Genomic DNA, 20,327 nt, shown 5'->3' with positions numbered 1-20,327 from the left:
CGACCGGCTCTGTCACGTCGCGTGGCGCTACGGGTGGTGCGTCAGTTCACGGTGATCACCACGCTGCTGGAGTGGGTCGCGCCGACGCTGTCGGTCAGCGTCAGCCATGCGGTGTAGACGCCCTTGCGGGTGTACACGTGGCTGGCCGAGGCCGCGTGCACCGTGGCGCTGTTGTCGCCGAAGCGCCACTCGCGGTCCACGATCGTGCGCCCGGGCGGCGCGGTCGCGGTGCTGTTGAAGGCGACGGTCAGCGGCCCCGTACCGGTGGTGGGTGTGCCCGTGGCCGTCAGTGTCGCGCCCGTCTCGGCCTTCACGCCGCGGCCGTTGAAGCGCAGCCAGTCCAGCGCCATGATGTCCGGATCGCCGGTCTGCCCGGTCTTGACGAACCTCAGGTAGAGCGTGAACGTGCCGCCCGGGTTGGTCAGCGCGACCGTCGGCGACACCACGTTGTCGTAGCTGCCGGTGACCGGGATGGTCGCCGTGCCCAGCAGCGGGCCGGTGGGGGAGCCGTTGCGGAACTCGATCGTGCCGCCGGTGCCCCCGGAGCTGGCTCCGACCACGACCCCGCCGATGTTCTGCAGGTTGACCGGGCCGATGTTGATCCAGTCCCCGTCGTCGATGTCGCCGAGCCTGCGCCCGGCCTGCGCGGTGGCCCGGTCGAGCACGGTGACCCCGGACGAGGCGTCGAAGTGTTCGGCCTCCATGCTCCGCGGCTGCAACTCGACCTGCACCGAGCCGACCAGTGCGGGCGCGCCGGTCGCGCCGGCGTCGGTGTACTGGGCGCTGATCAGGGTGAACAGGTCGGCGCCGGGCCCGTGGCCGTCGCCGCCGCCGGACTCGGTGACCAGCGTGCCGGAGCAGCCGATGTAGTTGTCCATCGGGTGCGCGTGCGAGTCGTGGCCGAGCAGCGTCTGCACCACCACCCGGTTGCAGTCGACGGTGGTGTCCTCCGGATCGGTGACCGTGACCGTGTACGGGATGCGGTCGCCGAACTCGAAGAACCCGCCCTGCGGCACGTTGATCGTCACGACCGGGCGGGTGTTGCCCACGGTGATCTCGGTGCTGGCGACGGCCGTCAGCCCGCCCGCGCCGGTGACGATCAACCGGGCGTTGAACCGGCCCCGGGAGGTGTAGGTGTACGACGGGCTGGCGGCGGTCGAGTCGACGGTGCCGTTGCCGTCGAAGTCCCACGCGTAGGAGGTCGCCCCGGCCGATCCGGCGCTGGAGAAGGCGACCGCCAGCGGAGCGGGCCCGTTGTCCCGGCTCGCGGTGATCTTCGCGGTGGGCGGCACGCCGTTGGCCACATAGTCGATCCGGTAGATGCCGGCGCCCTCGTTGGAACCGCCGCGCCCGCTGCCGGACCCGGCCCCGAAGTCGATGACGTACAGCGATCCGTCCGGGCCGAACTCGGCCTCGAACGGCTGGACCCAGCTCATGCCCGCGAAGATCCCGTTGACGGACTGCAACGAGCCGACGGTGGTGGGGCCGAACCGCGGGTCGGTGAACGTCTGCGCCGTCTGGTGCAGCGACAGCGTCTTCCACCACTGCCGGGTCAGCTCGTAGACGATCCACTTGCCCTCGAAGTACTCGGGGAACTTCGAGATCCGGGGGTTGGCCGGGTCGTAGTCGTAGACCGGGCCGCTCATCGGGCCGCCGCCGCCGGTGCCGAGCTCGGGGAACTGTGCCGAGGCGGAGTAGGCGTACCAGACGAGCGCGCCGCGGGCGGCGGGCAGGGCGGTCAGGCCGGTGTTGTTGGGGGAGTTGTTGACCGGGGCGGCGCAGTTGAACTTCGCCCCGGAGACCCCGGTGGCGAAGTCGTAGTCGTTGAAGGCGATGTTGTTGCCGATGCAGTACGGCCAGCCGTAGTTGCCGGCGCTGGTGACCCGGTTGAACTCGACAGTGCCCTCCGGGCCGCGGTTGGCGACGGCGGCTGTGGCGTCAGGGCCGTAGTCGGCGACCAGGACGGCGTTGGACAGCGGGTCGACCGTGATCCGGAACGGGTTGCGGAAGCCCATGGCGTACACCTCGGCCCTGGTCTTGGCCGTGCCCGGCGCGAACAGGTTGCCGGCGGGCACGGTGTAGGTGCCGTCGGCCTGCGGCCGGATGCGCAGGAGCTTGCCGCGCAGGTCGTTGGTGTTGCCGGCGGTGCCCTGGGCGTCGTACGCCCGCCGCCCGGCCCGCTCGTCGATCGGGGTGAAGCCGCTGGACTCGAACGGGTCGGTGTTGTCGCCGATCGCGGCGTACAGATTGCCGTCCCTGCCCATGGCGATGGAGCCGCCCATGTGCGAGTTGGCCCGCGCCTCCCCGCGCAGCGTCGGTATGGCGAGCAGCCGTTTCTCGGAGCTGAGCGCGATCGTGGAGCCGGTGACGGTGAACCGGGACAGGTTCAGCTGGTTGAGGGTCCGGTCCGACCACAGCAGGTACAGCCAGTTGTTGGTGGCGAAGTTGTTGTCCAGCGTCAGCCCGAGCAGGCCGTCGGACTGGCTGGTCTGGGCCGGGGTGTACGCGAAGTCGATCAGGGTCGTCACCGCGAGGGTGGCCTGGTCGATCACCTTCACCGCACCGGTGCGCTGGATGTAGAACACCCGCCGGTCGGGCGCGACGGCCAGCTCGAACGGGTCGGCCAGGTCCGCGTTGACCAGTGGCACGCGCTGGAACTGCCCGTTCTGGGTGGCGCTGCAGTCGCCCGCGACCGCGCCGGCGGCCCACTCGATGCCCCAGCGCAGGTGGTCGAGGAACAGCGGCTCGCTGAACGCGGAACTGCTGTGCCCGCCCGCGGTGAACCAGGACCGGCCGCCGTCGTAGTTCTGGCACCACGAGTACGCATGATCGACGCCCTCGTCCAGGCCGGAGATGCCGTCACGGACCTTGATCTGCGCGAGGGTGTGCACCCGGCCGGTCGGGTTGGTGATCCAGTTGTACCATTCCTCGCTGCGTTCCCACAGCTCAGGCAGGTTGCGAGTGGACGGGTGCGCGTGGTCCAGCACCTTGATCCGCCCCGGGTAGACCCCGCCGGTCGCGGTGAAGTCCGGATGGTTGTCGAAGATCGTGCCGACCAGGCCGTCGTACCAGGCCCAGTCGCGCTCGCTGGCCGACGCCGCGTGCAGTCCCGCCCAGCCGCCGCCGGCGCGGATGAAGTTCTGCAGCGCGAGCCGCTGCGACGCGTCGAGCAGAGCCCCGGACGCGGGGGTCGAGTTGGTGTTGTTGAAGATCAGCGCGTCGAACCGGGCGAGGTTGGCGTCGGTGAACGCGGCGGCGTCGACGGTCGCCTCGACCTCGAAGTTGTACGCGGCCCCGAGCTGCTGGACGGCGGCGACGCCGGCCGGGATCGAGTCGTGGTAGAAGTTCGTGACCTTCGAGAAGACCAGCACCCGGAAGCGGGGTGCGGCGGACGCGGGCGCGGCCACCGAGGTGGACAGCACCAGGGCGGCTATGGCGACGATGGCGGGCAGGATGCTTCGGCGGCGACGCATGCGGGCGCTCCCTGACAGGGGACGGGCGGGCAGGTGGAACGCGTACGGTTCGCCGAAGAGTCACATCATAAATTGAAATCAGCCAATGTGGCAACGGAGATCACAGAGTGACCGGCAGCTGGAGCAGGCCGCGGGTGCGGTGTCCACCCGTCCAGCGCAGCTCGACTTCGGGTACGGCCAGAGCCAGACCCGGTGCGGCGTCGAGCAGCACGCTGACGGCGACCTCCGCCTCCAGCCGCGCCAGCGGCGCGCCCACGCAGTAGTGGATGCCGCGCCCGAGCGAGAGGTTCCCGCCGTCGGTGCGGTGGAGCAGGTAGTCCTCGGCGTCGGCATACCGGTCCGGATCGCGTCCGGCGTCGGCCAGGGACAGCAGCACGGTGGCGCCCGCCGGAATCGTCGTACCGTCGAGGTCGACGTCCTCCATCGGGAAGCGGCGGATCGCCGAGGGCGCCGGCGCGTTCCAGCGCAGCGTCTCCTCGACAGCCGCCGGGATCAGGCCGGGGTCGGCGCGCACGTCCGCCAGCTGGCGCGGGTGGGTCAGCAGCGCATGGACGGTGTTGCCGATGAGGTTCACCGTGTTCTCGTAGCCCGCCCACAGCAGCAGGAACGCCAGGCTGACCAGTTCGTCCTCGGAGAGCCGGTCACCGTGGTCGTGGGCCTCGACCAGTTCGCTCAGCAGGCCTTCCGCAGGCTCTTCGCGGAGGCGGTGGACGAGGTCGGTCAGGAAGTCCTGCATGGCCCCCATGGCGTGGGCGGCATCGGCCCGGTCCTTGGGCGCGAGCAGCGTGGACGTCCAGGACCTGAACCGGGACCGTGCCTCGCCGGGCACTCCCAGCAGCTCGCCGATGACGGTCAGCGACAGCGGCGCGGCGTAGAAGCCGATCAGGTCCGCGCCGTCGGCCAGCGTCGCCGCGAGCTCCGCCGCGGTGTTCTCGATGAACGGGCGCAGCTTGTCGACGGTGCGTGGAGTGAACGCCTGACCGACCAGCGCCCTGATCCGGGTGTGGTCCGGCGGATCCATGTTGAGCAGGTTCCGGCCGAACACGGCAGGCAGCCGCAACCCGGTGTAGTTGGTGGCGTTCGCCTTGTCCAGCGACAGCCGCGGATCGCCGAGCGCATCACGCACCTGGTCGTACCCGGACACGGTCCACACGCTGTCGCCGTCACCCAGGGTGCGCTGCTGTGCCATCTGGTCCCCCCGTTCCGCGGGTGAGCAGACCACCCGCGCAGCCGCCGGAAAGCGGCCAGGTGAGACGGGCAGGCGCAACCCGGCACCACATTAGAGCGTGACGTGCGGGTCATCGTGATCGGTATGCGCGATCGGGAGCAGGTGACCCCGCTGAGGTTCTTGACGGACATGGTGATCTGGCGCTGGGACACCCGGTCAGGGCTGATCGGTGATGAAGTGTTCGCCGATGGGGGTGCCGGCGAACCGCTCGCCCATCAGGCGGGCGAAGAGCAGCACCGAACTGCGTGGCCGGTGGTTCACCACGATTCGCTCGGCTCGCCCGGCGCTGTCACGGGCGATGGTGACCACGACGCTGGTGGGCTCCCCGCGGATCTGGCAGGAGTAATCCTCGATGAACCCGTTGTCGCCGTAATCGCCGACGAAGCTGAACTCCTGGTTCGCGTACAGCTCACGGGCGGCGACCACGAGCGTGCGGACGGCCTGCGCGCCGTGCAGGACGCCCTGCATGGCCGCGCCCTCCAGGGTGACGTCGTCGGCCAGGTTGTCCAGCCACAACGGGTAGTAAGGGTTGCCCATGTACGTCACGCTGTGCCTCCTCCGCCACCGTATGCCACGTGGGGAAGCGGCCGGGGCTGTTGTCGGCGTTCACTCGGCCCAGGGCTGGAAGCCGGTGTGCAGGACGGCTTCGAGGGACGTGCGCAACCGTGCCGCGTCGGCGGCGCCGAATGCGCCCTCGAACCGCGCCTGGACCTCCTGCCACAGCGGCAGGCCGGCTCTCATGCGGGCGAGCCCGTCCGGAGTGATCTTCACGATGCGGGCGCGGCGGTCGGCGGCGGACGGCTCGACGGTCACCAGGCGTTCCCGGACGAGCGGCTTCAGGTTCGTGGCCATGGTCGTGCGGTCCATGGCGATCGTGTCGGCGAGTCCGCCGATCGTCATCTCTTCGCGCTCGCTGAGCTTCTGCAGGATGCTGAACTGGGTGGCGCGCAGACCCACCGGCGCGAGCGCCTTGTCGTAGGTCGAACCGAGGTAGCGGGCTGCCTTGCGCAGCGCCAGGTTGTTGCAGAGTTCGACGTTCGCCGCCTCGGTCATCCTCGCCTCCTCCGGGTCCGGGTTCAAGGATAGGAGCAGCTGCGCCGATCCCTCGGGCGCGATCGTCGCGGGGGGCTCGGCTGTCCGAGGGTGACCGGAGGCACCTTGTCGACGCCGAAAATATGAGCATATGCTCGTATCACCTCGGCCAGGCTTCCGAACTGCGGAAACGGCCGACCGAAAGCCGGATGCCCGGCGCCAGGAAGAAGGATCATGAATCTGAAGCTCGAACTCATCGTGCTGCCGGTCTCCGACGTCGATCGGGCCAAGGCCTTCTACGAGACGGCGGGGTTCCGCCTGGACCTCGACCGGGCGGTAGGCGACGACTGGCGCGCGGTGCACCTCACCCCGCCCGGATCCGCCTGCTCGATCATCTTCGGCCAGGGCCTCACCTCGGCCGCACCAGGCTCCGTACAGGGCCTGTACCTCGTCGTCCCCGACATCGAGCAGGCGCGTGCGGAACTCCTCGCGCGCGGCATCCAGGTGGGCGAGGTGTTCCACGACGCGGGCGGGATCTTCTATCACGGCCACGATCGCGGAGCCGTCGTCCACCACGCCGACCAGGCGAGGGTCCCCGGACCGCGCCCTGATCGTGCCAGTTACGGCTCCTTCAGCACGTTCCGCGACCCCGACGGCAACGGCTGGGTGCTCCAGGAGGTCGCGAAACGCGCTCCCGGCCGTTGACAGGTTGGACGGGCAGACCGCCGAACTGCGACAGCCCGCCCGTCCGTTTGAGCTTCGATTGCATTGACTCAGGAGGTCAACTGATGGCTGACAGTGAACTCGTCCTTGTCGCCAACGCCGGCGGGGTGGGACGCGCGGTGGTCGAACTGCTGCGCGCGCGGGACGTGCCGGTCCGCGCGATGGTCCGCCGCGACGACGACCGGGCCGCGCAGCTGCGTACGCTCGGGGCGGAGGTCGTCCTCGGCGACCTGACCCGGCCCGAGACCGTCGCGCCCGCCGTCGACGGCGCCAGGCGCCTCTACTTCGCCATGCCGGTCTCGCCCGACCACCTGCTGGCCGCGACCGTCGTGGCCAGCGTCGCACGCGAGTACGGCGGGCTGGACTGCCTGGTGGACATGTCCCAGATGACGGTGTCCCAGATGACCGCCACCAGCACCGCCGAGTCGCACCAGCAGCGGCTGCACTGGCTGGCCGAGCAGGTGTTCAACTGGTCGGGCCTGCCCGTGGTCCACATCCGGCCGACCTCGTTCCTCGACAATCCGCTGTTCACCACCCTGGCCGCGCAGTCGATCAGGAAGAACGGCACGATCGCGCTGCCGTTCGGAACGGGTCGCACCTCGCCGGTCGCCGTGGACGACGTCGCGAGAGTGGTCGCCACCGTCCTTCGCGACCCTTCAGGTCACGTCGGCCACGTCTATGAGCTGACCGGGCCCAGCTCGGTCGACCTGACCGAGCTTGCCGAGCAGTTCTCCAGAGCGCTGGGCCGCCCGGTGACGTACACCGACGTCCCCCTCGCCTGGTGGCGAACCGAGGTCCTGGCCAAGGCCGGGCTGCCGCCGCACACCGAGGAGCACATCGCCACCATGGCCCGCCTGCACCGCGAGAACCGCTACGACCGCACCTCCGACGACGTCGCACGGGTCACAGGTCTGCCGGCCCAGACGATCGAGGCATTCGTCGCGGCCCGCAGGGAGTTCTACCTCGGCTGAGACGCGACGACGCTCAAGAATCCACGTAGGTACCAGAGGAGCGCTGAAATGCGAGTAGCAGTCATCGGAGCCACCGGACGGATCGGCTCCCTGACCGTCGCCGCCCTGCGACGCGACGGGCACGACATCGTGCCCGTCAGCCGTGCCGACGGCATCGACGTCATCGCCGGCGTCGGCCTGGACGAAGCCCTGGCCGGAGTCGACACGGTCATCGACACCACCAGCACCAACACCGTCGACGAGACCGAAGCCGTCGGCTTCTTCACCACCGCGACGGCCAACCTGCTCGCCGCCGAGCAGCGCGCCGGGGTGGGTCACCACGTCCTGCTGTCCATCGCCCGGGTGCGCACCGTGCGCGGCAACGCCCACATGGCGGGCAAACGCGCGCAGGAGGCCGCAGTCGAGGCGGGGCCGATCCCGTACACCATCGTGCCCGCGACGCAGTTCCACGACTTCCCGGCCATGGCCGCCGGTTGGATGGAGCGCGCCGGGGCCGCGGAACTGCCGCCACTGCTGATGCAGCCGATCGCTCCCGCCGACGTCGCCGACATCCTCGCCCGGATCGCCGCAGGCAGCCCGCAGGGACGACACCGCGACATCGCCGGACCCGAACCGCAGGACCTGATCGACATGGCCCGGCGCACACTGACCGCTCAGGGCGCCTCCATCCGGCTGGTGCCGACCTGGCACAGCGGCATCTTCGACGAGACCGCGGCCGGTGACGCCCTGCTGCCCGCGCCAGACGCGGAGATCGCACCCACCACATTCGACCAGTGGCTGGCCGATCAGCGGCGCTGAGGCAGGGCGCCCGCCCCGTCGGCCATGCCTCGTGCGCCCGGCAAATCGATGGACATCGCCCAGCCGACACGGTGTGATCATTTAGTGCTCGACGTGGTGTGGGACATGGAGACCGGCGATCCCGACGACTTTCTGACCCTGCTGCTGCTGGCGGGGCATCCCGAGGTGAACCTGCGGGCGGTGACGGTCACCCCTGGTTCGCCGGCCCAGATCGGTGTCGTACGCCACGGGCTGGCGCTGCTGGGACGTACCGACGTACGGATCGGCGCGTACAACCTCGCGCACCCCAAGGCGTGCGTGTCGCCCTGGCACTACCGCGTCCTGGGCGAGGTGGCGCCGTCGTCGGACGCCGAACCCGGCGGGCAGGTGCTGGCAGAGGTCTGCGACGAGCAGACGACGCTGGTGTGCGGGGCGCCGTTGAAGAACCTGGGCGCGGCGATCGCCGGTGGCCGCCTGCGCCTGGGCACACTGGTGGCGCAGGGCGGATTCGCCGGTGAGGGAGTGGTTCCGGCGAGCCGGCAGCTCCCCAAGTTCCGCGGCCTCGCCACCTGCCCCACCTACAACCTCAACGGCGACCGACGTGCGGCATTGGCCGCGTTGGCGTATCCGGGCATCCGGGAACGCTGGTTCGTGTCCAAGAACGTGTGCCACGGCGTGGTGTACGACCAGGATCTGCACGAACACGTTGGTGCCGTGGCCCACCGCAATCCCGCCCTGGGGCTGATCCACCGCATGATGGGGGACTACCTCGCTCACCACCCGGACGGCAAGAAATTCCACGATCCGCTCGCTGCCTGCTGCGCGATCGACCGAGGCGTCGGCACCTGGGCGCAGGTGGAGATCTACAGGGCGGGCAACGAGTGGGGCGCTCGGCCCGCCACCGGCACGCACACCTCGATCATCACGGGATACGACCCGCAGCGGTTCCTCGACATCCTCACGTCCAGCCGTAGGGCGTGAGGCGCGCCGTCCGCTGCGGTCAATGCCGCCAGGCACCGCGCCGACATCGGGCGCGTGGACGACAGCGAAGTCTGCAAGAACAACCCGCGCCGCCGTCTCCTGGGAATCGGAGGCGGTTTTCAAGACCAGTCGGCAATGCGCCTGCTACCTGTGAGAATTCCAGTTCGCCTGCTGCGTAACCCATACATTGCCTGGATCTTGTCTTCGGTCAGGGTTGTTTTCTGCCTACGTAGTGGCGGGCAGCCCTTACCCGCGACGCCAGCCCACTCGGTTGGTCTGGCGGGGGTGTTCGGACGGTGGTGCGGGGTTGATGGCCGTGGATAGATTGCGGTGATGACCGGTCGTCGGTGGTTCAAGTACGGGTTGATCGCGGTGGCGTGCTGCGTGGGTACCGCCACCGTTGTCTGGTCGCTGGTCGCCGACGACAAGCCGCCGGTGGTGATCGTGTCGACGGCGGTTGCGGCTCTGGTCATGGCCTTCCTTCCCGATCTCGTCAGCAAGGTGCGGTCTGCCGACGGTGCGGGCGGTCCGCCGGTGGTCGGGTTGTCGTCGCGGGTGGTGGGGCAGGTCCCGCTGGCGGCGGCGCACTTTCAGACGCGATCGCGTGAGATGAACGCGCTGCGTCGGGCTGTGGGTGGTCGTGGCCGAGTGGCGTTGGTGGCGTTGCCGGGGCAGCGTGGTGCGGGTAAGACGCAGTTGGCGGCGGCGTTGGCGCGTGAGTGTGATGCGGCGGGGTTCGATCTGGTGGCGTGGTTGAACGCCGAGTCGGGTCCGGTGGCGGGGCTGGCGCAGGTGGCGCGGGCGCGTGGCCTGGGCGGTGCAGACGATGCGCCGGAGGTACTGGCCGGGCTCGCGGTGCGGTGGCTCAGCGATGGCGGTCGGGTGCGGCGGTTGGTGGTGTTCGACAACGTCGACGATCCGCAGGCGCTGCGGGAGTGGCTGCCCACGCGTGGCGGGGTCAAGGTGGTGATCACGTCGAATCGGCGGGAGTTCCTGCGGATGGACGGGGTCGCCGTGGTGGAGGTGGGGGTGTTCACCGAGGCGCAGGGGCGGGCGTTCCTGCGCGAGACGACCGGTCTGGCCGACGGTCCGGACGCGGTGGCGTTGGGTCGGGAGTTGGGTTGGTTGCCGCTGGGTCTGGCGCAGGCGGGTGCCTATGTGGCGCGTAACGGGGAGTCCTACGCGGGGTATCTGGGGTTGTTGGCCGGTGAGCGTTTGGATGAGACGTTGCGGCAGGAGTCCGGGGCGTCTCATCCGGGGGTGTTGAAGGCGACCATGCTGAGCATGGCCGGTGTCGGCGCGGCCGACGCCTCCGGTGACGCGCAACGGCTGCTCGGAGTGCTGTCGGTGTTGTCGGCCGACGGTGTGAGCCGCCGACTGCTGGTGCGGGGCGAGCCGGGGTTGGGATTGTCCGGCGGGGTGCGGGCCGCGCTGGATGTGTTGGCGAGCTGGTCGCTGGTCACGCTCAGCGGATCGGCCGGCGCCGCGGGCGATGGAGTGGTGGTCGTGGTTCACCGGCTGACCGCGCGGGTGGTCCGACACCTCGCCTCCGCCGACGACGCGCATCCCCACCTGGCCGAAGCCGCCGACACAGCGTCGCAGCTGCTCGACGTCCTCACCGACGGTCTGCCGCTGGCACAGGTAGCGCTGCGCCGAGCCGAGGTCGACGAACTCACCCGGCACGTGCTGGCGGTTCGCGAGAACTCGGCCGGTGATCCTCCCGCGCTGCTACTGGTTCAGGCCGACTGGATGGGCCGAGCGCTTGAGGCTGCGGGCGATCTGACCGGCGCCGTGTCAATACTGTCCCGCAACCTCGCCGACCGCCGTCGTGCGCTCGGCGAGGACCACCCCGACACCCTGACCTCCCGCCACAACCTTGCCGTCGCCTACCGGGTGGCGGGTCGGGTCGCCGAGGCCACCGCCCTCTTCGAGCAGGTCCTGGCCGACCGTCGGCGGGTGCTCGGCGACGACCACCCCAACACCCTGACCTCCCGAAACAACCTCGCCGTCGCCTACCAGGAGGCGGGTCGGGTCGCCGAGGCCACCGCCCTCTTCGAGCAGGTCCTGGCCGACCGCCTCCGGGTGCTCGGCGATGACCACCCCAACACCCTGATCTCCCGCAACTACCTCGCCTCCGCCTACCGGGTGGCGGGTCGGGTCGCCGAGGCCACCGCCCTCTTCGAGCAGGTCCTGGCCGACTACCGGCGGGTGCTCGGCGACGACCACCCCAACACCCTGACCTCCCGCAACGACCTCGCCGTCGCTTACCAGGTGGCGGGTCGGGTCGCCGAGGCCACCGCCCTCTTCGAGCAGGTCCTGGCCGACTACCGGCGGGTGCTCGGCGACGACCACCCCGACACCCTGATCTCCCGCAGCAACCTTGCCGGCGCTTACCAGGTGGCGGGTCGGGTCGCCGAGGCCACCGCCCTCTACGAGCAGGTCCTGGCCGACCGCCTCCGGGTGCTCGGCAACGACCACCCCAACACCCTGACCTCCCGCAGCAACCTTGCCGGCGCCTACCGGGTGGCGGGTCGGGTCGCCGAGGCCACCGCCCTCTACGAGCAGGTCCTGGCCGACCGCCTCCGGGTGCTCGGCGATGACCACCCCCACACCCGGGCCTCCCGCAACTACCTCGCCTCCGCCTATCGGGTGGCGGGTCGGGTCGCCGAGGCCACCGCCCTCTACGAGCAGGTTTGATAGCCGCCACTCAGCGGTCACGAAGACCGCCGCCAGCCGTATGGCTGAAATGGGCCCGCGTGTTCGGGACCTGGCCCGGTACCCGGTCATTGCCCGGAACTTCGCGGGATCTGCCATGTCCGGGCGACCAGCTGCGGCAGCGTGCTGCCGTTGCAGTGGCTGGCTGACCAGGGTGGCCGTCTGCTCGCGCTGGCCGCTCCGGGAGCTGCCTGACGCGCGGAGCCGGGGCCTGGGTCGGCAGGTCCAGCGGTACGACTCAGGTCAGCCGCCTGCGGCGGCGTGGGCGAAGGCGCGGACCAGCGGGGTCTCCGCGGCGCTGCGCCACACGGGGGCGTACCGCAGGATCGGGCCGTCGGTGATGGGCAGGAAGGCGAGGTCGCCACGCTGCCGGGAGGCGGCCGCGTACGACCCGACGGGCGACACGACGCTGCCGGCGCCGATCGCCGTGAGAGCCTCCTCCAACGTGGCCGCGGTGGTGCCGCGCCGGATGGGCCGCCCGGACGGTGTCACGGCCGGGGTGTGCTCCTGCCACACGTAGTCCGGGACAGGCCCCTCCAGGTCCACCACCGGGTGGTCGCCGAGGTCCTCCATCTCGACTCGGTCCCGGCCGGCCAGCGGATGGGCGGAGGAGACGGCCAGCACCAGCCGCTCGGTGTACAGCTGCGGCCCGACGGTGAGGTCGGGTTCGCGGACGGGCAACCAGAGCAGGCCGATGTCGACCCGGCCCGAGCGCAGCCCGCCGAACGGGTCGGAGGGGAGGATCTCGCGCATGCGCAGTTCGCATCGCGGATGCCGCTGCCGGAACAGGTCGAGGACGGCCGCGATCTCCCGGTGGTGGGTGTCGAAGGTGCCGATGGTCAGGGTGCCGGCCTGTCCGCGGGCGGCGGCGGTGGCCTCGCCGATGGCTGCCATGATCTCGCGGTAGCCCGCGTCGAGCCGGTCGCGCAGCCGCTCGCCGAGCGGGGTGAGCCGCACGCTGCGGCTGGTCCGCTCGAACAGGGCACCGCCGATCCGGCGCTCCTGCTGTTTGATCGACTGGCTGATCCGCGCCTGGGACACGTGGAGGCGTTCGGCCGTACGCCCGAAGTGGAGCTCTTCGGCCAGGGCCAGGAAGATCTCGATGTCGCGCAGCTCCACCAGGCCGCCTCCCTCCGGTCACCGCGTCCGGATCCTGCCGCTGAACTGCGTGATCCGGGGAAGCTTACGGCTTCGACGCGCGCCGTCGGGCGGGTGCCCCTGGTGCGACCCGGCCGCTCGCGGGCGCATCAGGTGCAGAAATGGGCGCTGATGTGACGGCCGAGCGCCCATAGCATCCATACATGGGAATGCATCGACGACTTGTCCGATGGTGGGCGCCGCTCCTCGCAGCGGTGATCTCCGCCGGCGCACTGGTGACAGTGGCGCCCGCTCCGGCCGCCAGGGCGGCGGCCCCGGTCTTCTGCCAGTGTGTGAAGTACGTCAAGACCAGGTACGTCCTGAACGGTGTCGGCGACGCCTGGCAGTGGGAGGCGCTGCTGCCCGCGGAGGGCTTCACGAAGATGACCGTCACCACCGTCCGCGTCGGTGACATCGCGGTGTGGGACTACAACGAGGAGCCCGACGTCGGCCACATCGCGATCGTGCAGGGGATCTACCCCAGCAGCCAGGGCCTGGCGATGTCGTTCCGGGGGGCCAACCAGCGGGGCAACCCGAAGTTCACGGAGAACGGCTGCAACAACGTCAGCGACTGGGTCAGCGCCACCGCCTGGGCGACCGCCTCCTTCTTCCACCGGTAGCCGACTGTCCCGAGTGCCCCGGTGATGTCCGAACAGGTGCCGCCGCCGATGAGGCCACGCCCGGCCTCATCGGCGGCGGCGAGTGCGCGGAGTGCGCGGCGACCGATTGTGCGGCGGGACGGCACGTGCCAGGGTGGACGCCGTGGCGATCAACGAGGAGACGTACGGCCCAGCGGGTGCCACCTTCTACGAGGAGTACTTCCCGATCGACGACCGCGCCCGGGACACCGCCACCTTCCTGGCCCGATGCGTCCGCGACACCGGGGCGGGCGAGCCGATGGTCCTCGAACTCGGCATCGGCACCGGCCGGGTCGCGATCCCGCTGGCCGAGCACGGCATGACGGTGTACGGCGTCGATCTCGCCCCGGCGATGCTGGAGATTCTGCGGACCAAGCCCCAGGCGCACCGCCTGCGCGTGACGGTCGGCGACATGACCGATGCGGCGACGCTCGCCTCCCTGTCCGGCGGGACACGCTACGACGTCGTCTACTGCGTCTTCGGCACGCTGACGGCGCTGCCTGACGCCGCGGCGCAGCGGCGGTGCCTCGCCGCGGCCGCGTCGGTGCTCGCTGACAACGGGCGGCTCGTGCTGGAGATGCCCGTGCCGGATCTCAGCACGTTCGACAAGAGCCGGCGCCGCGTCCGGCACCTCGGCCGGCACGGCGACGGCACGATAGTGGAGACGGCCCGGCTGGACCCGGTCGCCCAGACGATCGACTTCGAGGTGGCGGTGTTCTCGCCGACCTCCGGGCTGACCCTCCAGCCCGTACACAGCCGGTATGTGTGGCCGCACGAACTGGACCTGATGGCCGAGCTCGCCGGATTGCAGCCGCTGGCCCGCTACGGCAGCTGGACGGGCGACCCGCTCGGCGTCGGTTCGGCGATCAACGTGTCCGTCTATGTCGCACGTGCCCAGGGCGCGTCTCAGGAGTCGGCTGACGCGTAAGGCCGTTCGACCGGTACGGCGGTGAGACTGCCGCCTGCCTGCGGCCGTCCTCCCGAGATCCCGTCCCGGGCGTCACGTATGTGCGGTATACCCTTTCTGTGGCTGTTCCTGCTTCTGCTCCCGTCGCCGCCCCACCCGCCCCCGGCGCACGGCCGCTCAGCGCGGTCTGGGGGTCGCCGCCCGATCAGCCGCGGTGGGCGCGGCCGACGCTGCTGCTGCTCACGGCAGTGGCCGCCCTGGTCTACGCGTGGGACCTGTCGCGAAACCCGCTGCACCCGTACTACGCTGCCGCGGTCAGGAGCATGTCCGAGAGCTGGCAGGCGTTCGCCTTCGGTGCGCTGGACCCCGCAGCCTCCATCACCGTGGACAAACTGCCCGGCGCGTTCATGGTGCAGGCGCTGTCGGCCCGGGTGTTCGGCTTCCACACCTGGTCGGTGATCCTGCCGCAGGTCGCCGCGAGCGTGGTCACCATCCTCGTGCTCTACCGGGCGGTGCGGCGGTGGCAGGGCCCGCGGGCCGCCATCCTGGCCGCCGCCGCGTACGCGGTGACACCGGTCGTCGCTGCGCTGGCCCGCAGCCAGATCTCCGACACGCTGCTGGTCATGCTCCTGGTCCTCGCCGCCGACGCGTGGACCCGTGCGGTCGCCGGCGGCCGGCTGCGCAGCCTGCTGCTGTCGGGCCTCTTCGTCGGGCTGGCGTTCCAGACGAAGATGGCGCAGGCGTGGGGCGTGCTGCCCGCGCTGGCCATCGCGTACCTGGTCGCCGCTCCGGTGCCGCTGCGCCGCAGACTCGGCCATCTCGGTCTCGCCGGCCTGCTCACCGCGACTGTATCCGTGCTCTACATCAGCGCCGTGATGCTGCTGCCCTCCGCATACCGCCCCTACGCCGACGGGTCACCCGACAACTCGCTGTTCTACACCGTGTTCCGGTACAACCTGCTCAGCCGGTACGGCATCGGTGCCGAAGCCGGGCCCGACCTCGGCGGACCGCCCTTCATGTTCAGCGACGGCGTCGCGCCGCAGGTCGGCTGGCTCTACCCGCTGGCCCTGGTCGGGCTGGTGACCGGCCTGGCCTGGCGGGGCCGGGCGCCGCGCACCGACCTCGTCCGGGCCGGTTACCTGATGTGGGGCCTGTGGCTGCTCACCCACGCGGTGGCGTTCTCCGCCGGGCGGGTGGCACACGAGTTCTACGTCGTCGCGGCCGCCCCGGCGATCGCGGCGCTCGCCGGAGGCGGGGCCGTCACGCTGTGGGCAGCCTGGCGCCGCGGCGGGCGGCGGGGCTGGGTCCTGCCCGCCACGATCGCGCTCACCCTGGCCTGGACGCTGCACCTGTCGCTGCGCTTCCGCACCTTCCTGCCCTGGCTCGCCTGGTCCGCCGCGGCGCTCGCGGTGCTCGCGGTCGCCGGGCTGGTCGCCGTACCGGCCCTGCGCGCCCGCCACCGGCGGCTCGGTTCGGCGGCCGGGATCGGGCGCGGCAGCCGGCTCGCCGCCGTCAGCGCCGGGCTCGGCGTCGCCGCGTGCCTGATCACGCCCGCCGGCTGGGCCGCGTCCAGCATGGACAGCGCGTATCGGGGCAGCGGGGCCAACCCGGCGGCCGGACCGCGCACCGGCACCGGCGGGCCTCCCGGCTTCGCCGCCCGCTTCCCCGGGCCCGGACAGCTCCCGGGCGGCGAGCAGCCCGGCGCTGTTCGCGGCCCGGCCGCGCCGAGCGGTCCACCAGCCGCGGCAGGCTCTCCCGGTGGCGGCGGGTCCGCGAGCGCGACCCCGCCGGGCGACGGCGGCTTCGCCCCGAACGTCAGCGACACACCGAGCCGGGACACCACGGCGCTGCTGGACTACCTGAGGGGCCACCGCCCCGGCCGCACCTACCTGTTCGCCACGTACGGCCTGCAGGCCCTCCCGTACCTGGTCGCCGGGGCTTCGGTCCTGCCGCTGGGCGGTTTCTCCGGCCGGACGCCGTTCCCCACCGTCGACCGGCTCGAACAGCTCGTCACCACCGGGCAGCTGCGGTACGTGCTGATCGGCGGCGGCGGGTCCGGCGTGTTCGGCAGGTTCGCGGCCGGGCGCGCCGCCGGCGCGGGCAACGCCGAGGCCGTCTCCGCCTGGGTCACCGCCCGCTGCACCGCCGTCGACGCGAACGGTACGCAGGTCTTCGACTGCGCGGCTCGCTGAGCCGGGCCTGCCGCGCGACAGGCGGCCCGGCCCCGCCACACGTTCCGAGCCGTGGCGGGGCGGGCGCGCACCGTCAGCTGCGGGTCCACTTCTGGTTGTCGCCCGTTCCGCAGGGCCAGAGGATCAGCTGGGTGCCGTTGGCCGTGCCGTTGTCGTAGGCGTCCAGGCACCTGCCCGAGCCGACGCCGACGACCCGGCCGTCGGACCGGACCCGCCACTGCTGCCCGACGGTGCCGTTGCAGTCGAAGATCTGCACCGCCGTTCCGTCGGCGGTGGCGCCGCCAGCCGCCTCCAGGCACTTGCCGTCGAAGACCTGGAGCTGGTTGGCAGGAGTCGAGGTCCAGGTCTGGTTCATCGCGCGGTGGCAGTCCCACAGCACAGGCCGGGTGCCGTTGGCCTGGTTGCTGTTGGGCACGTCCACGCAGCGGGCCGACGCTGCGCCCCGCAGCGGGGCCGGGGTGCTGTTGCGGTGCCACTTCTGGTTGGCGCCGCCGTTGCAGGTCCACAGGACCAGCGGAGTGCCGTTGGCCGTGCCGTTGCCGTACGCGTCGAGGCACTTGCCGGAAGCCGCGCTGACCACGGAGCCGTCGCTGCCGACCGTCCACTGCCGGGTGGTGGCGGTGGTGCAGTCGTCGATCTGCACGGCGGACCCGTCGGTGGTCCCGGCGGCGGTCAGGCACTTGGTGCCGTAGACGACCAGCTGCCCGGCCGGGTTCGCCGTCCAGCGCTGATTGGCGCCGCCGTGGCAGTCCCACAGCGCCACGGCGGTGCCGTTGGTCTGGCTGTTGTTGGGCACGTCGGCGCAGATGCCGGACTCATGGCCCTTGAGGATGCCGCCCGGGTCCCCGGTGCCGCAGCTCAGCATCCCGGCGGCGTAGGGGCAGAGCACGGTGGTGAAACCGCCCCGGGTCGCCAGCGGCACGGACAGGGCGGTGGCGCTGGTGACGACCCGGGTCTCGCGGAGCAGGCCGTCGGAGCCGTCGCGGACGGTCTCGGCGAGCCACTGGCCGGTGCCGAGGAACGCGAGCGGGGTCTGGAACGTCTTGGCGGCGAGGGCGGAGATGCCGGCGACATACCACTTCGTGCCGTTGCGCCGGGCGACGTAGACCTCCCGGTTGGGGCGCCCGCCGAGCAACCGGGTCTCGTCCCAGGCCGTGGGCAGCTGGTTCAGGATGCGCAGCGCGTCGGGGCGGGCCGCGTAGCTGGCCGGGTTGTCGGCGGCGTGCTGCCAGCCGGACTCGAAGACGACCGCGGTCGCGAGCTCGTGGGCGTCGGTGGTGTCGCGGTTGACGCTGAAGGTGACCGGGGTGAAGTCCATGCTGGCGATGGCGTTGCGGGTGAAGGGCAGGATCGTGTTGAGGGCGGCCCGGTTCTGCTGCTGCTCGGCGCCGAAGACCGCCTCCGCCGTCATGACGTGGGGCCAGGTGCGCTGCATGCCGCGCGGGGTGGCGCTGCCGTGGAAGTCGGCCATCAGCTTCAGCTCGGCCGTGCGGGCGAGCACGGCGTCGTACCACTTCAGGGTGGGCTGGGTGAACTGGTAGCTGAAGTCGATCTTCACGCCCGCGACGCCCCAGCTCTTGACCAGCGGCAGCCACGCCTCACGCTGCTGGGCGGTCTGCAGGTCGGCCGAGTTGAACCAGACGATCACCCCGACCCCGCGGTCCCGGGCGTAGGTGACCACCCCGGGCAGCCAGCTCGACTGCCATCCCTCGTCGATGAGGACGTAGCTCCAGCCGTTGCGCTGGGCGAAGTCGACGTACTCCCGCTGGCGGGCGGGGTCGGCCGGGCTGGCGTGCTCGGTCAGCCAGGACCAGGCCACCATGCCGGGCTTGATCCACGAGGTGTCGGTGAACCTGGCCGGGGCCGACAGGTCGTCCACGATCGTCGACTCGGTGACGGTCTTCAGGTCGCCGATCGCCGCCGTGCGCCACGGGGTCGCCAGCGGCAGGGTGGCGGTGACCGGTGCCGCGGTGATCGACGTGGTGTACGTGCCGGACCCGGCCTGGTGCGACAGTGCGCTCGACGCGTACCGGCCGTCCAGGTCGGACTCGGCGAGCAGGGCGAAGGTGCCGCCCACGTCGAACAGGGCGGGCACGCCGTAGTCGGCGGACCCGGCGGCACCGGCCGTCGACTCGAACCAGACGCCCTGGTCCTCGGCGTGCGGTGGGACCAGCCAGGCCGGTGCCGAGGCGGGCAGGGTCCAGGACGAGGCCTCCCGGCGTACGGTGACCGAGCCGCTGCCCGGCAGCAGGTAGCGGTAGGCGGCCCCGGCATCGGAGACGCGGACCACGACGTCGAGCCGTGCCCCGCCCGTGCCCGTGAACGACAGCGTCGCCTGGGCGTAGGTGGTCTGCCGGCTGCGCTTCTTGCCGGTCGGCATCGGGTAGGACTCGGTGACCGACTGGTCGGCGCGCGCGGTGAAGACCAGGTTGCGGGTGAGGTCCGCGGCGGCGGTCTCGATGCCGATGGGGGAGGGCAGCAGCACGGCGCTGCCGCGGCTCGACGCACCGAAGCTGAGCACGCCGTTGTCGAGCGTGACCTGAGCCGAGATCACACCGGACGGTCCGGCGACGGTCCAGGTGGTGGCGGCCGACGCGGCGGCCGGGGTGAGGGCGGTCGCGGCCGCGGTCGCTGCGAGGGTGGTGAGCAGAGCGACGCACGCGCGGAGTCTGCGGCGGATCATGGCCGTCTCCTTCGAGGCGATGACGGGCCGCACGTCCGCCGCGACGTGCGTTCTGGCGCGCCCTCGAATCGGAGCGCGTCTGATTCCACCACACCACGACATTTCCAAACAAGAGACAACCATGGATGGTGTACCTGTGGAGCGGAGGACCATGAGGGCGGGAGAGGGGTTGCCCATGCGGCGGTACATCATCACGGGCGCGCCGGGCGCGGGTAAGACGACGATCCTGGCGGCGTTGCGCGGCCGCGGATACGCGGTGGTCGACGAGGCGGCGACTGATGTCAACGTCCACCTGCAATCCCTGGGTCGCGACGAGGCATGGCGCGATCCGGGGTTCATCGATGCGATAGCGCTCCTGCAACGGGAGCGCCTGGAGCAGGCCGTACCGCCCGCGACCGGGGTCCAGGTCTTCGACCGGTCGCCGATCTGCACGCTGGCGCTGGCCCGATACCTCGGAGTGCCGGTGACGCCGACCCTGGCGAGGGAGGTCGACCGCGTGGTCGTGGAGCGGACGTACCAACCGCGGGTCTTCTTCGTCCAGCTGCTCGGGTTCATCACCCCGACGGCGGTGCGCCGGATCAGCCTCGCCCAGTCGGTCGGTTTCGAGCGTTTCCACGAGCAGGCGTACCGGGAGCACGGCTTCGAGCTGGTCGACGTGCCCGCCGGAACGGTCGAGGAACGGGTGGAGCTCGTGGACGGGTGCATCCGGTCCTGGGCCGACTAGCGGCGCCGCCCGACGTGGCGGATGCGCGGCGGTGCGCCAGGTAGCGGTCGTGTTAGGACGTTGACAGCACGGAAGGCCGGACCTAATTTTAACGCACTGGAAACGAATGAAACGTTTCAATACGCGGCTCCCGGAGCCGAGAGGAA

General features: G+C 71.1%; 15 protein-coding genes. 9 read left to right on the top strand and 6 right to left on the bottom strand.

Translation table 11 applies throughout. The features are described from left to right. Positions 1-41: 41 nt before the first annotated feature. The 4 genes from Cs7R123_RS02470 to Cs7R123_RS02455 form a co-directional block, all read right to left on the bottom strand. Entirely contained in the window at positions 42-3,473 is a 3,432-nt protein-coding gene (locus tag Cs7R123_RS02470; protein ID WP_244871554.1) for a ThuA domain-containing protein, read from the bottom strand. A gap of 100 nt (positions 3,474-3,573) precedes the next feature. Continuing rightward, positions 3,574-4,662 carry a cytochrome P450 gene (locus tag Cs7R123_RS02465; RefSeq protein ID WP_212823109.1) on the bottom strand — a complete coding sequence of 363 codons (1,089 nt, stop codon included), beginning with the start codon at positions 4,660-4,662 and terminating at the stop codon, positions 3,574-3,576. 195 nt (positions 4,663-4,857) lie between these two features. Next, a complete protein-coding gene (locus tag Cs7R123_RS02460) occupies positions 4,858-5,238 on the bottom strand; it encodes a hypothetical protein (RefSeq protein WP_212823108.1) in 381 nt (126 codons plus the stop codon). Between the two features lie 69 nt (positions 5,239-5,307). Further along, positions 5,308-5,754 (bottom strand): MarR family winged helix-turn-helix transcriptional regulator, encoded by a 447-nt coding sequence (locus Cs7R123_RS02455; protein WP_212823107.1) that lies wholly within the window; start codon positions 5,752-5,754, stop codon positions 5,308-5,310. 213 nt (positions 5,755-5,967) lie between these two features. Here Cs7R123_RS02455 and Cs7R123_RS02450 point away from each other — a divergent pair, with 213 nt between their 5' ends. From Cs7R123_RS02450 to Cs7R123_RS02430, 5 genes are all read left to right on the top strand, one after another. Continuing rightward, complete coding sequence (locus tag Cs7R123_RS02450; RefSeq protein ID WP_212823106.1) at positions 5,968-6,438, top strand: VOC family protein; 471 nt, start codon at positions 5,968-5,970, stop codon at positions 6,436-6,438. 83 nt (positions 6,439-6,521) lie between these two features. Then, positions 6,522-7,427 (top strand): NAD(P)H-binding protein, encoded by a 906-nt coding sequence (locus tag Cs7R123_RS02445; protein WP_212823104.1) that lies wholly within the window; start codon positions 6,522-6,524, stop codon positions 7,425-7,427. 48 nt (positions 7,428-7,475) lie between these two features. Continuing rightward, positions 7,476-8,225 carry an SDR family oxidoreductase gene (locus Cs7R123_RS02440; RefSeq protein ID WP_212823102.1) on the top strand — a complete coding sequence of 250 codons (750 nt, stop codon included), beginning with the start codon at positions 7,476-7,478 and terminating at the stop codon, positions 8,223-8,225. A gap of 84 nt (positions 8,226-8,309) precedes the next feature. After that, positions 8,310-9,185, top strand: coding sequence for a nucleoside hydrolase (locus Cs7R123_RS02435; protein ID WP_212823100.1), 876 nt, complete (start codon positions 8,310-8,312; stop codon positions 9,183-9,185). 333 nt (positions 9,186-9,518) lie between these two features. Beyond that, on the top strand, positions 9,519-11,882 hold the full coding sequence (locus Cs7R123_RS02430; protein ID WP_212823099.1) for a tetratricopeptide repeat protein: 2,364 nt from the start codon (positions 9,519-9,521) through the stop codon (positions 11,880-11,882). A 261-nt stretch (positions 11,883-12,143) separates the two neighbouring features. On the opposite strand, the gene Cs7R123_RS02425 is transcribed toward Cs7R123_RS02430, so the two are convergent. After that, positions 12,144-13,019: a LysR family transcriptional regulator gene (locus tag Cs7R123_RS02425; RefSeq protein WP_212823098.1), complete on the bottom strand. Its 876-nt coding sequence runs from the start codon at positions 13,017-13,019 to the stop codon at positions 12,144-12,146. A gap of 311 nt (positions 13,020-13,330) precedes the next feature. Here Cs7R123_RS02425 and Cs7R123_RS02420 point away from each other — a divergent pair, with 311 nt between their 5' ends. The 3 genes from Cs7R123_RS02420 (at position 13,331) to Cs7R123_RS02410 (ending at position 16,774) form a co-directional block, all read left to right on the top strand. Next, positions 13,331-13,657 (top strand): CHAP domain-containing protein, encoded by a 327-nt coding sequence (locus tag Cs7R123_RS02420; RefSeq protein ID WP_212823096.1) that lies wholly within the window; start codon positions 13,331-13,333, stop codon positions 13,655-13,657. A 142-nt stretch (positions 13,658-13,799) separates the two neighbouring features. Beyond that, complete coding sequence (locus Cs7R123_RS02415) at positions 13,800-14,603, top strand: bifunctional 2-polyprenyl-6-hydroxyphenol methylase/3-demethylubiquinol 3-O-methyltransferase UbiG (protein ID WP_212823095.1); 804 nt, start codon at positions 13,800-13,802, stop codon at positions 14,601-14,603. A 98-nt stretch (positions 14,604-14,701) separates the two neighbouring features. Next, complete coding sequence (locus Cs7R123_RS02410) at positions 14,702-16,774, top strand: glycosyltransferase family 39 protein (protein WP_212823094.1); 2,073 nt, start codon at positions 14,702-14,704, stop codon at positions 16,772-16,774. Positions 16,775-16,847: 73 nt separating this feature from the next. On the opposite strand, the gene Cs7R123_RS02405 is transcribed toward Cs7R123_RS02410, so the two are convergent. Further along, positions 16,848-19,457 carry a glycoside hydrolase family 97 protein gene (locus Cs7R123_RS02405; RefSeq protein ID WP_212823093.1) on the bottom strand — a complete coding sequence of 870 codons (2,610 nt, stop codon included), beginning with the start codon at positions 19,455-19,457 and terminating at the stop codon, positions 16,848-16,850. Positions 19,458-19,632: 175 nt separating this feature from the next. Here Cs7R123_RS02405 and Cs7R123_RS02400 point away from each other — a divergent pair, with 175 nt between their 5' ends. After that, the gene (locus Cs7R123_RS02400) at positions 19,633-20,181 is read left to right on the top strand and encodes an AAA family ATPase (protein WP_212823092.1); all 549 of its coding nucleotides are present in this window, start codon (positions 19,633-19,635) and stop codon (positions 20,179-20,181) included. Positions 20,182-20,327: the final 146 nt, after the last annotated feature.

The organism is Catellatospora sp. TT07R-123, from assembly GCF_018327705.1.
Lineage (GTDB): Bacteria > Actinomycetota > Actinomycetes > Mycobacteriales > Micromonosporaceae > Catellatospora.
This window is presented reverse-complemented; position numbering and strand designations above follow the sequence as displayed.